The 12421-nt window shown below is 60.3% G+C and carries 10 protein-coding genes and 1 pseudogene; 5 read left to right on the plus strand and 6 right to left on the minus strand.

The features are described from left to right. Positions 1–408 precede the first annotated feature (408 nt). Positions 409–1317 (minus strand): LysR family transcriptional regulator, encoded by a 909-nt coding sequence (locus tag PVA19_RS12060; protein ID WP_274102628.1) that lies wholly within the window; start codon positions 1315–1317, stop codon positions 409–411. Positions 1318–1435: 118 nt separating this feature from the next. Here PVA19_RS12060 and PVA19_RS12065 point away from each other — a divergent pair, with 118 nt between their 5' ends. Beyond that, positions 1436–2191, plus strand: a complete 756-nt coding sequence (locus PVA19_RS12065; protein WP_274102629.1) for an SDR family NAD(P)-dependent oxidoreductase — start codon at positions 1436–1438, stop codon at positions 2189–2191. Between the two features lie 67 nt (positions 2192–2258). Continuing rightward, positions 2259–3095 (plus strand): alpha/beta fold hydrolase, encoded by an 837-nt coding sequence (locus PVA19_RS12070; RefSeq protein ID WP_274102630.1) that lies wholly within the window; start codon positions 2259–2261, stop codon positions 3093–3095. A gap of 112 nt (positions 3096–3207) precedes the next feature. Here PVA19_RS12070 and lpdA read toward each other — a convergent pair. The 4 genes and pseudogenes from lpdA to PVA19_RS12090 form a co-directional block, all read right to left on the minus strand. Further along, positions 3208–4583 (minus strand): annotated as a pseudogene (gene lpdA, locus PVA19_RS12075) (dihydrolipoyl dehydrogenase). Beyond that, positions 4580–5884 carry a dihydrolipoamide acetyltransferase family protein gene (locus PVA19_RS12080; protein ID WP_274102631.1) on the minus strand — a complete coding sequence of 435 codons (1305 nt, stop codon included), beginning with the start codon at positions 5882–5884 and terminating at the stop codon, positions 4580–4582. Before PVA19_RS12080 ends, lpdA begins: the two are co-directional and overlap by 4 nt. Further along, positions 5885–6898 (minus strand): alpha-ketoacid dehydrogenase subunit beta, encoded by a 1014-nt coding sequence (locus tag PVA19_RS12085; protein ID WP_274102632.1) that lies wholly within the window; start codon positions 6896–6898, stop codon positions 5885–5887. A gap of 1 nt (position 6899) precedes the next feature. Next, on the minus strand, positions 6900–8192 hold the full coding sequence (locus PVA19_RS12090) for a thiamine pyrophosphate-dependent dehydrogenase E1 component subunit alpha (protein ID WP_274102633.1): 1293 nt from the start codon (positions 8190–8192) through the stop codon (positions 6900–6902). Positions 8193–8320: 128 nt separating this feature from the next. On the opposite strand from PVA19_RS12090, the gene PVA19_RS12095 reads away from it, so the two are divergent. Then, positions 8321–8782, plus strand: a complete 462-nt coding sequence (locus tag PVA19_RS12095; RefSeq protein ID WP_062442149.1) for an Lrp/AsnC family transcriptional regulator — start codon at positions 8321–8323, stop codon at positions 8780–8782. On the opposite strand, the gene PVA19_RS12100 is transcribed toward PVA19_RS12095, so the two are convergent. Next, the gene (locus tag PVA19_RS12100; RefSeq protein WP_274102634.1) at positions 8779–9819 is read right to left on the minus strand and encodes an AraC family transcriptional regulator; all 1041 of its coding nucleotides are present in this window, start codon (positions 9817–9819) and stop codon (positions 8779–8781) included. The two genes, PVA19_RS12095 and PVA19_RS12100, sit on opposite strands and share 4 nt — an antisense overlap. A gap of 200 nt (positions 9820–10019) precedes the next feature. Here PVA19_RS12100 and PVA19_RS12105 point away from each other — a divergent pair, with 200 nt between their 5' ends. Both PVA19_RS12105 and PVA19_RS12110 read left to right on the plus strand, forming a co-directional pair. Further along, positions 10020–11645: an AMP-binding protein gene (locus PVA19_RS12105; protein ID WP_443111638.1), complete on the plus strand. Its 1626-nt coding sequence runs from the start codon at positions 10020–10022 to the stop codon at positions 11643–11645. Continuing rightward, positions 11642–12409, plus strand: a complete 768-nt coding sequence (locus tag PVA19_RS12110) for an SDR family NAD(P)-dependent oxidoreductase (RefSeq protein ID WP_274102636.1) — start codon at positions 11642–11644, stop codon at positions 12407–12409. The genes PVA19_RS12105 and PVA19_RS12110 overlap by 4 nt, the downstream gene beginning before the upstream one ends. Positions 12410–12421: the final 12 nt, after the last annotated feature.

A 12421-nucleotide genomic window follows, 5' to 3' on the forward strand; every position in this document is an offset into this window, starting at 1 on the left:
AACGTCGGATCATTCCGCACGGGAAGGTTTCGATGGATGTATATGTCATGCAACGCCTCCCTTTTTCGATCTGCAGCGGTGTCGATTTTGTAGCGGAGAAATCTTCCGCTGCCAACCGCCCTCGTGACAGTTTGCGGATGATGATGCTCAGAGGACACAATCGATAGCTGCAAACAGCAGACTTAGTCGATGATTATGGTGCGCCTCGACCGCCTTGTGCGACGACCGCAACCAGCATGACGGTTGTCAACATCCGCCTGTCTAGGCGCTTTGCCGGTCACGTTGAGGTAACGTTGCATGTGATGAAGACGATGTCGGGATTTGTCGCACATCACGAACTTTGCGACGCTTGCGGGTGGTCAACCCACTCCCATGATCGGATCGCTTTGTCTTTCGAGGCTCTGCCGCTTACCCTGAAAAGGCACGTCGCGAGCCATCGTTGTTCGTCATGCATTCCGCCCGGATAAGGTCCGCCACCTTCTGGACCCGATCGACCCGATCCTGCCGCTTGGTGACATGCAGGAATGTCAGGTCGCGCGCGATGGCCCTTGTGCCGGGCAGATCGCAGCGGACGAGTTCACCGGTTTCCAACTGCGGCGCGAGGACGCGGAGCGACTCCAGCGCGATGCCGAAGCCGGAGAGGGCCGCCGGTATGATCTGAGAGGCGCGATTGAATCTGAGCCAGTTCACCTTGGTCGTCGCGATGCCATTGAGTTCAAGCCAGTCGTTCCATGTGACAGCGTTTGTCTCGTTAACGATCAATGCGCAGTCGGCCAGATCGCTGGCGCTTTGCAGGCGCATCTTGAGGCTCGGAGCGCAAACAGGGGTGAAGACATCCGGCCCTAATGACTCCAGATCGTGGATTTTAGATGCTGGCTCCCCATAGAGGATGGCGACGTCGAAATCCCGGTAACGTTTGAAGTCCGGCGCCTCGTCCGCCACGATCCTGATGTCGCGGATTTTCTCGGCCAGAAGCGATTGTACGACGACGGGGAGAAGTTGGCTTGCCAGTCCCGGCGGGCTGGAGATCGAAATGGGCATATCCCGCGCGTCGGTGAGTGACTGCAGTCCAAGACGCATTTCATCGAAACCCTTCACCACATGCTTCAGCAGGTTTTCGCCTTCCACAGTCAGTTGCAGCCCGTTTCCGACGCGCCGAAACAGTGGACAAGCCAGGCGCTCTTCAAGTTTTCGGACCGCTTGGCTGACCGCGCTTGTCGACAGGGCGAGATGTTCAGCGGCAACTCGGAACGAGCATGTCTGGCCCGCCTCAGCGAAAATTTCGAGGGCGCTCAAGGGAACGCTGAGACGTGTCATTGTGAAGCTCCGCTTAACGGCCGAGAAACCAGAAGTCGTTTGCCCGCCGTTCGTCTCAATCCTAATCATTGTCTCGAGGAGACTGGGGCCTGGCGATGGTATCGCTGCCGGAGGAAGCATGCAACGAGAACTGAATGGGCGCGTGGCACTGATAACCGGTGCTGCACGGGGCATAGGCTTTGCCATTGCTGAGAGGCTTGCGGGGCAGGGTGCCCATGTCATCATTTCGGACATCGACCTTGCCGCCGGTGGGTATGGCGTCGCACGGATTGTCGGAACGGGCGGTTCGGCGAGCTTCGCTGCGGTCGATCTCGGTCAGCCAAGCGATGTCCTACGCTTGGCCGAGGATGTGAGGCATGAGCACGCACGCATCGACATTCTGGTGAACAATGCCGGTGTCGTGTCTACGGGTCCGGTCGAGACCGTAGAGCTTGAGGAATTCCAGCGGCTCGTGACCATCGATCTCACGGCGGTCTTTTTGCTGACGAAGGCTTTTTTACCGGACATGACCGCATCCGGTTGGGGCCGCATCATCAACATTGCGTCCATCGCTGGCCAACAGGGCGGCGGCATGTTCGGCAATAGCTGCTATGCCGCGGCAAAGGGAGGTGTCATCGCCTTTAGCAAGGGGATCGCCCGGGAGGCCGGCCGCTCCGGCGTGACCTGCAACACCATCTGTCCCGGTCTCACCGATACTGCGCTAACATCGACGCTGACCGATGCGCAGAGAGAGCAGATCATCTCGACGATACCCGTCGGAAGACCTGGCGAGCCACACGACATTGCCGGAGCGGTTGCCTTCCTGGCCTCGGATGAGGCGAGCTTCATAACGGGCGTCACATTGAATGTAGATGGCGGCTTCATGCGCTATTGAAAAAGTGGATCACCAACAGGCGGGTCAGGGAGGCCGGCCACGAAGAACAACAGGGGGAGGAGCAGACATGCAGAAGAATTTCACAACCAGCGACGGCGCCGTCCTGGCCTATACGGACGTGGGTCAAGGGCCAGCGCTTGTCATGCTGCCGGGCTGGTCGCAATCGGCCGCGATGTTTCGGCACCAGATCGAACACTTCTCGGCAAACCACCGCGTGGTCGCGGTAGATTTTCGTGGCCATGGGAGGTCGCCGGATGCCGCACGCGGCTTTCGTATCTTCCGCTTCGCAGCGGATATCATGGAGCTGATGAAACACGAGAAGATCGAAAGCGCCACGATGCTTGGCTGGTCGATGGGTGCTTCCGTCCTCTGGGCGATGATAGATATCTTTGGTACGTCCTTCATCAACAAGCTGATCCTCATTGACGAGCCAGCAACGGTTATGCGGCAGGCCGGCATGAGCGATGAGGATATCCTGAATGCCGGCGCCCTATTCGACGCAGCCACGATGGTCGCCATCGCAGAGCAGATCAAGGGTGCTGAAGGTGCTGCGGCGCGCGGCGCCTTCCTGGACGGCATGATCACCAAGGGCATCCCGGAGGATCTGAAGGCCTGGCTGCTGCGGGAGAACCTTCGCGTCAACGCCGTTCATATCGCAGATCTTTTCGTCGACCATTGTTCGATCGACTGGAGCGACATCTTCGCTCGCATCGACCGGCCGACGCTGGTAATTGGCGGGCGCGTCAGCCACGTCAATCCCCGCTCACAGGAATGGATTCACGCGCAGATCAAAGGGTCTCAACTTGTGATCTTCGAAGAAGCGGACGGAGGAGCCCATTTTTCCTTCATCGAGGCACCGGTGCGGTTCAACGAGGTTCTTGCCGGCTTTCTTGCGGAGCAATAGGCGCATCGCCTGTTAGACGATCGAGAGCAGGCACTCAGCTTCGCCGACATCAGGTGCCGGACAGGTATCCATCTCGCACCGATTGTCCAACAATGCTTGGGCCACTACGTTTTCAGACGTGCAGCGCCATGCCCAACCCCTTCAGCGCCGCCTCCTGTACCGCCTCCGATTGCGTCGGATGGGCCTGGATGGTCGCTGCAATATCGGTGAGTGTCGCGCCCATTTCGAGCGCCAGCGCAAACTGTCCGGCCATTTCCGATACGCCGGTGCCGACTGCCTGAATCCCCAGAACCAGTCCGCTTTCCCGGATGAAAACGATGCGGACGAAGCCGTCATCCCGGTCCCGCGTCATTGCGCGGCCATTGCCCGCGAAGGGAAAGACTGCGACACCTGCATTGCCTGCCTGCGAGGGCGACTGACCGACGACGATGATCTCCGGGTCGGTAAAGCAAACAGCCGGAATGGCACGCTTGTCCCAGACGACCGGTTCTCCGGCAATGACGCGTGCCACAAGATCCCCCTGCGCCATCGCCCGATGTGCAAGCATCGGTTCGCCAGTAACGTCGCCAACCGCATAAACACCGCGCATCGAGGTGCGGCAGTGCTGGTCGACAGCGAGATATTTTCCGTTGCGGTCGAGCCCGAGCGTTTCCAGCCCGAAGCCGTCGATGTTCGGTACGCGACCGACCGTGACGAGAACCTTGTCTGCAGCAATGAGCTTGCGCGTCTCTCCCACCATCACTTCAAGCTGCCCGTCGGCGTAGTTTTGCGCGCGTGCCTGGGTGAGAACTTGGACATTGAGCGCAGCCAGCCGCCTGGCGACAGGCTTGATGAGATCGTCGTCATAAAGCGGCAGAAGTTGCGGGGCCGCCTCGACAATCGTCACCTGCGCGCCAAGCTTGGCCATGGCAGTGCCGATTTCCAACCCGATATAGCCGCCACCCACCACGCAAAGGCGCTTCGGTACCGTTTCGAGCGCCAGCACCTTGGTCGAGGACAGGATGTCGCCGCCGAAGGGCAGAGTGGGTATGGTCTGGGCGCGCGCGCCTGTGGCGATCACGAGGTTTTCGCAGCGGAGCGTCTCGACCGTGCCGTCCGTTGCCGTCACCCCGACGGTCTTGCCGTCCATGATCTGGGCTCGTCCCTGCAAGACATTGACCCGCGCCTTACGCAGGAGTGTTGCAACGCCCCCCGTGAGGCGCGAAACGATCCCGTCCTTCCAGGCGACCGCGCGGGCGAGATCTATTTGAGGCGCGACTGAGGTGATACCGAACGGGTTGTCGACTGCCAGCGCGCTTGCGCCGGAAAACACCTCAGCGGTGTGGATGAGCGCCTTGGAGGGAATGCACCCGACATTCAGGCATGTACCGCCAACCGCACCTTCCTCGACGAGAACCGTATCGAGACCCAGTGACCGGCGCGGATGGCCGCAACATAGCCGCCGGGCCCGCCGCCAATGATCAGCACCTTGCAGGCTCTCGCTGTCATGCGTCATCCTCCATGAAGATCAGCGCCGGCGTCTGCAGCAAGGCACGAAGCCGCTGGATGAAAGTTGCGGCATTCCAGCCATCGATGACCCGATGATCGAAGCTTGCCGAAATGTTCATCATCCGCCGGGGCACGAATTGCGTGCCGTCCCACATCGGCCGGACCGCCATTCGGTTCACTCCGAGGATTGCCACTTCCGGATGGTTGATGATCGGCGTCGTGGCGAGAGCGCCGAGCGGTCCCAGCGAGGTGATCGTGAAGGTGGAGCCGGACAGCTCCTCGCGCGTCGCCTTGCCCTGGCGCGCGGCGTCTGCCAGTCGGGCGATTTCACTTGCTGCGCCGAAAAGGCCATATGTTTCTGCGTTGCGCAGCACCGGCACGACGAGCCCGTTCGGCGTCATCGTTGCAATGCCGAGGTGAATGGCGTTGTGCCGTTCGATGATGCCTTCATCATCGAGAAAATGCGCGTTCATCTCCGGATGATCGATGAAGGCGCGCTTCAACGCCGCGGCCAGGAAGGGAAGCAGGGTCAGCTTCGGTCGCTTGCCTCGCTCATCGTTCATCGTTGCGCGCAGATCCTCCAGCGCACTGACATCAACCTCTTCGATCACGGTGATATGGGGAATGCGGGCATTGGCCAAAGCCATGCGGTCGGCAATCTTGCGCCGAAGACCGATCACGGGAATGCGCTCCGTGCCCTCCTTCCGCTGCCGCGTGGAAGCAGAGGATGGCGGCGTTGAGCTTGCGGCAAAGACGGCGTCGAGATCGGCATCCGTAATCCGGCCTGCAGGGCCGCTGCCCGGTACCGTCCGCAGATCGATGCCGGCGCGGCGGGCTCGATCGCGCACCGCGGGCGAGGCGAGGGGTGCTTGGCCTTCCGGGCGTGGGGCGCTTGGTATTCCGGCTGGAGGTTTTTGGGCGGTAGGCGGTTCGGCTTTCGCGGGCTTTAAGATGTCCGGCGTGGGTTCCTGCTTGGGCTTTACCAGGCTCAGCTCCAAGGCGGTTTCGGCGCTCTCTCCAGCATTTACGGCGTTCCTGACTTCGGGCTCAACACCCGTGCCCGCGTGTTCTATCCGGCAAAGAACGCCGCCCACCGCCAAGGTTTCGCCAACCGCTCCGCCGAGATCGACAACCGTTCCGGCAAAGAGGCTGGGAATTTCCACCGTTGCCTTGTCCGTCATCACGTCAGCGAGCAGATCGTCCTCACGGACGAGGTCGCCTGGCTTGACGTGCCAAACGACGATTTCGACTTCTGCGACGCCCTCGCCGACATCTGGCACCTTGATGCTGCTGATCGTCATCTATGCCTCCATGACCTGTTTCAACGCGCGCGCGATCCGCTCAGGACCAGGGAAGTAATCCCATTCCAGCGCATGCGGATAAGGTGCATCCCAGCCGGCGACGCGCAGCACAGGCGCGCGCAGGTGCCAGAAGCAGGCCTCCTGAACTTCGGCGATCAGTTCTGCGCCAAAGCCGCTGGTCCGGGTCGCTTCATGGATGACGACGCAGCGGCCGGTCTTTTCGACGGATGAACGCACGGTGGCGAGATCGAGTGGCAGAAGTGTGCGCAGATCGATGATTTCCGCGTCGATGCCAGTCTGATCGACGGTCGCTTGCGCCACATGGACCATGGTTCCATAGGCCAGCACGGTGACATCCGAACCGTGCCGGCAAATGGCGGCCCTGCCGAGGGGAATGCTGTAATGATCTTCCGGCACGTCGCCCGCCGGATGTGCCGCCCAAGACATCGACTTGGCATGCGGATCACCGGAAAAGGGGCCGTTATAGATGCGCTTCGGCTCCAGGAAGATCACCGGATCCGGGTCTTCGATGGCTGCGATCAAAAGGCCCTTGGCGTCGTAGGGATTTGAGGGGATGACGACTTTGAGCCCTGCCACGTGGGTGAACAGGGCTTCCGGACTTTGGCTATGAGTCTGGCCACCGAAAATACCGCCGCCTGTCGGCATCCGCACCACGAGCGGACAGGTGAATTGCCCGTTGGAGCGGTGTCTCAGGCGTGCGGCCTCCTGGGTAATCTGGTCGTAGGCTGGATACATATAGTCGGCGAACTGGATTTCGACGCAGGGGCGCATTCCCTGTGCCGCCATGCCCACCGCAAGACCGACAATGGCGCTTTCGTTGATCGGCGTATCGAACACGCGCTCTTCGCCGTAACGAGCCTGAAGCCCGGAGGTGCAGCGAAACACGCCGCCGAAATAGCCGACATCCTCGCCGAACAGGATGACGGAGGGATCGTCGGCCAGTTTCACATCCATGGCGCTCCTCAACGCCTCGATCATCGTCATGCGGGCCATGTCAGTACCCCATTTCTTGGCGCTGTCGTCGCAGATGCTCCGGCATCTCCGCGTAGACGTTCAGGAAAATCTCGGACGGGGAAATCGGCTGCGGATCGACGAATGTGCCGTGCGCCTCGACAGCCTTTTGGACGGCAATCACCTCATCCAGGATTTCGGCTTCTGCCTGCACATGACGCTCCTCCGACCAGTCGCCGCGCGATATCAGATACGTCTTCAGGCGGTCGACGGGGTCTCCGAGAGGCCAGGCGCGCGCCTCGTCGCGGGGGCGGTAGGCGCTCGGATCATCGGAAGTCGAATGGGCCCCCACGCGGTAGGTGAACCACTCGATGAGGACCGGTCCATGTCCCTGGCGCGCTCGTTCGATTGCCCAACGCGAGACCGCCATCACCGCCAGGTAATCGTTGCCATCGACGCGAAGTGCTGGAATGCCGTAACCCAGTGCGCGGGCGGCATATGTCTCGCTTTTGCCGGCAGCCACGCCGGTGAAGGTGGAGATTGCCCATTGGTTATTGACGACATTGAGGACGACGGGCGGTAGATAGACAGAGGCCGTGAGCAGCGCGCTGTGAAAGTCGTTGGAAGCGGTAGCGCCATCGCCAATCCACGCCGCGGCGATCTTGCCCGTTCCGGTCAGCGCCGCGGCCATTGCCCAACCGACGGCTTGAACATATTGCGTGCCAAGATTGCCTGAGATCGAGAAGAAGCCATAATCCCTGGCAGAGTGCATGACCGGCAATTGCCGACCTTTCAGCGGGTCCAGTGGATTGGAATAAAGCTGGCCCATCAGCTGCTCCAGCGGGTACTCCGCCGCGACAAGAAGCGTCTGCTGGCGGTAGGTCGGAAAATTCATGTCGCCTTGGGAAAGCGCTCGCTGGAAGGAGCATCCTATAGCTTCCTCGCCAGTGCATTGCACATAGAAGGACGTCTTACCCTGTCGCTGCGCGTTGAGCATCCGCTTGTCGATCGCGCGCATCTTGAGCATGTCGCGCAAACCCTGCCGCAGCCTGTCGGCAGAAACCTCGCCAAGATAGTCGGCCCATGGGCCGACAGGCCTATTGTTCTCGTCCAGGATACGGACCATTCCGAGAGCAAGATCGCGACAGCCACTGGCGCTGATATTCAGAGGCGGCACCGGCAAGATGCCCGCGGGCGGAACGACGATCGCCGAAAAATCCGCAGGCTGGTCTGGCCGTGCAGGTGGATGCGGGAACTGAAGCCGGCTCCGCTTGGCTGCGTCCTGAGCAGGCACAGCGGGATGTTCACCGTCGGTTGTCGTCGAGATGTCAGGCATGGCCGTTTCCTCCCTAAGCCATTGTTCCAGGCTAACCGGGATTCAGGAGATGGTGTTTGCTTTCTGACCTCACTTCGGCTTCACTATTGGCTGAACTAGCTAACTGTCTTGGCTTTTGAGAGTTTTTCATGCCGAAAATCGATGAAACCGATTTGAGAATCCTGCGGGCGATCCAAACGGACGGCAATCTCACGGTCACGGAAGTCGCCGAACGCGCGGGCCTTTCCCAGTCTCCGTGCTCAAGGCGGATAGCGGCACTGGAAGAGGCCGGCGTGATCAAGGGCAAGAGGACGATCCTCGATCCCAAAAGTCTCGGCTTCGATACACTCGTGATCGTGAGGATCAAACTACAGGCGCATGAACCTCAAGCGCTGGAGGCGTTCAAGCGGGCAGTGCGCGCCATCCCGGAGATTCAAATCGCGCTCCTCGTCTTGGGAGACTTCGACTTTCTGCTGCGGGTGGTGGTGCGCGATATCGAGCATTATCAGCATCTGATGCAGAGCAAGCTCGTCAGTCTGCCCGGTGTCAGGGAGATGCAGAGCTCTGTGATCATCGAGGTGGTGAAGAACGAGGACGTCCTTCCCATCTAATCGTCGACCGTTGAGCGCCCGTCACGGTCGATCTCGTCGTTGTGCCCTCCCAATGCAGACTTCCGAAAAGCAGCGGGCGTCATCCCGGACCACTTTATAAAGGCGCGGTGGAAGGCGCTCGGTTCCGCATAGCCCAGCCGCGCTGCAGTCTCAGCCACACTCAAGGTCTGAAGACCCATCAGATCGCGCGCACGCTTGTAACGAATATCGTCACGAATGGCGAGGAAGCTTTGCCCCTCGCTTTTCAGCCTTCGTCGCAAAGTTACGGGTGACAGCTTCATCTCACGGGCGAAGGTATCGAAGTCGGGCCAGTCCTCGGTACTCGACATTTCAAAGCGTGTCCGCAATCGTGTGGCCAGACCCTGGTCGTGACGATATCGCAGCAGGATATTGGCAGGCGCCCCGCGCAAGAAGCTCCTCAGCGATTTTTCATCCCGGATCGTCGGCAGCGCAAGGTAGCTTGCATTGAAGACGAGCCGTGTCACCGACGTGTCAAAATGCACCGGCGCGCCGAAGAACTGGAGATAGTCACGACGGTTTACCGGGGCAGCGCAGGCGAAATCCACACGCCGTAGCGGGATCCGTCGCCCGATCAGCCAGCAAAGAACGCCGAGCAGGATAAGCCAGTAGGTTCGATAGGCAAATGCCGGACGCGGTGCATCAGCGCTCACGACAATGATTTCCGCTTGCCCATCCTGATAGCGAAGTTCACCGGTCGGGTGATCAAGCACGATGTTGAGAAACATCAGCGCGCGCTTGAGAGCACGCTCCAGCGTCCCCGCATGCAAAACAGCATGACATAGGAGCTTGAAGCTGCCAGGCCGCATGGGCCGAGCGCCCAGGCCGAAAAACTCGTCCTGACACTGAGCCGCGACCTCAAGCCACAGCGTGCCATATTGCTCATTCGACACATCGGCGGCGTTGTCGAGTGAAATATTCGCCCGCGCCAGGGTGGGGGATGGGTCGATGTTTCGCTGCCGCAAGCAGTCAAGGGCATCTTCGACGAAGCCTGACGAGATCATGCGGCGCTCAAGCATGGGATATGCCCAACATTGTATTTTCGATCATTCATGATGTTCATGACTGCCATTGTTTGCAAGTCTCGATTTGCTAGATTTTTCCTTTACCCGGAGGAGACGCTTTATGCGGCGGGTCGATAGAGGAGGAGGATGCCGTGCTGCAGTCACATGGCGATAAGACGAAGTGCAGCTATGCTGCCGAGGCATCGGCGTTTCAGCTGAGCGAGGCCACCGGGCGACTAGCCGGGGATATCGAGACTGCCATCAACGCCTGCGTGGAGTGCTGTGACAGGCATGTTGGCAGCAACAGAATCGCGCTTCGCTGCGTCTCGACCAAGGGTGTGCTCAGCGAATATACTTTCGAGCAATTGCGCGACATGTCGGCGCGCGCAGCGAATTTCTTCGTTTCCCAAGGGCTGAGAAAGGGAGATGTGCTCGCCGGCATGCTGCCGCGCACCGTCGACTTGATCACGGTTATCCTTGGCGCATGGCGTATGGGTGCCGTCTACCAGCCGCTCTTCACAGCCTTCGGGCCGAAGGCGATCGAACACCGTTTGAAGATGAGCAGTGCCCGGCTGGTGGTGACCAATCCGGCCAACGCTTCGAAGTTTTCCGAGATACCGAACCATCCTCTCCTTGCGATCGCGCGGGATAAAGAGGAGCCGAGCATCGACGGCACAATTGATTTTCGGGGTGCTCTGGCAGCCTGCAGTTCCACTTTCGATCCCGTGATCGGACGGGGCGACGATCTTTTCATGATGATGTCGACGTCCGGCACGACGGGGCTTCCCAAGGGTGTTCCGGTTTCGATGCGCGCCCTTGCCTCCTTCTCCGCCTATATGCGCTACGCCATCGATCTGCGCGAGGACGATGTCTTCTGGAATATCGCCGATCCAGGCTGGGCCTACGGCATGTATTATGCCGTTGCCGGGCCGTTGATGTTGGGGTGCGCGACGATATTGTACGAGGGCGGTTTTACCGCAGAGAGCACCTACACCATCATCAACCGGCTCGGCGTGACAAGCCTCGCGGGATCGCCAACCGCCTTCCGTCTCCTCATCGCGGCAGGCGAGGAAGCCGCAACGGCTGCGAAAGGGCAGTTGCGTGTGGTCAGCAGCGCTGGCGAACCCTTGAACCCGGAGATCATCCGCTGGTTTAAGACACACTTGGCCGCACCCATTTACGATCATTACGGGCAGACCGAGACGGGAATGGTGGTCAACAATCACCACGGGCTGGACCATGCCGTACGTCCCGGTTCAGCGGGTTTCGCCATGCCGGGCTATCGCGTTGCCGTGCTTGACGACGCGGGTCGCGAAGTTGGTCCCAATCAACCGGGCGTGCTTGCGGTGGACATCGCCAATTCTCCGTTGATGTGGTTCAAGGGCTACTTTCAACAGGACACACCGGCTATCTCCGGTGGCTTCTATCGAACAGGCGATACGGTAGAAGCGGAAGCTGACGGCTCGATCAGCTTCATCGGCCGTGAAGACGATCTGATAACCTCATCCGGATACCGCATCGGGCCTTTCGATGTCGAAAGCGCCTTGATCGAGCACAGTGCCGTGGTCGAGGCGGCGGTGATTGGGGTGCCCGATCCGGAGCGGACGGAAATCGTCAAAGCGTTCGTCGTGCTCGGCAAAAATGCAGAGGCGACGCCCGATCTTGCCGAGGAACTGGCGCAATACGTCAAGAGGCGATTGTCTGCCCACGCTTATCCGCGCCTGGTGGATTTCGTCTCTGAACTGCCCAAGACGCCAAGCGGCAAGATCCAGCGGTTCTTGCTCCGCAAGGCGGAGATCGAAAAAATCAATGCACATCAAAAGCAGGATCATTCAGCATGAAGCTTGAAGACAGCGTTTTCCTGATCAGCGGGGCTGGCTCCGGGCTCGGCGCCGCCGTAGCCGCCATGGCGGTGGAGGCCGGTGCGCGCGCGGTACTACTGGATGTCAACGCCGACCGCGGGGAGGCGCTGGCGGCTCAATTGGGTGATGCTGCCCGTTTCGCTCTCACCGACGTGGCTAACCCCAAAGACGGTGAGAGGGCAGTGAGCACGGCTATCGACGCGTTCGGCCGTATCGATGTTCTCGTCAATTGCGCAGGCGTCGCGCCCGGTGAGAAGATCGTCGGCCGCGAAGGGCCGCACAGCCTGGAGAGCTTTGCCAGAACGGTCACAGTCAACCTTGTCGGTACGTTCAACATGCTGCGACTTGCAGCCGATGCCATGGCCAGGCAACAGCCCGGTCGAACCGGTGAGCGTGGCGTCATCGTCAACACCGCGTCGGTCGCGGCCTTCGAGGGGCAGATCGGGCAGGCGGGATACGCAGCGTCCAAGGGCGGCGTGGCAGCGCTGACTTTGCCCGCGGCTCGAGAACTGGCTCGTCATGCAATCAGGGTCATGGCCATTGCACCTGGGATATTCGAGACGCCGATGATGGCTGGCATGCCGCAAGACGTTCAGGATGCTCTCGGCGCTTCCGTTCCCTTTCCGCCGCGGCTTGGGCGACCTTCGGAATATGCGGCACTGGTGCGTCACATTGTCGAAAACCCGATGCTGAACGGGGAAGTCATCCGTCTCGATGGCGCGCTGAGAATGCCGCCGCGGTGACGCAAAATCATC

The organism is Agrobacterium sp. CNPSo 3708 (assembly GCF_028674915.1).
GTDB lineage: Bacteria > Pseudomonadota > Alphaproteobacteria > Rhizobiales > Rhizobiaceae > Agrobacterium > Agrobacterium cavarae.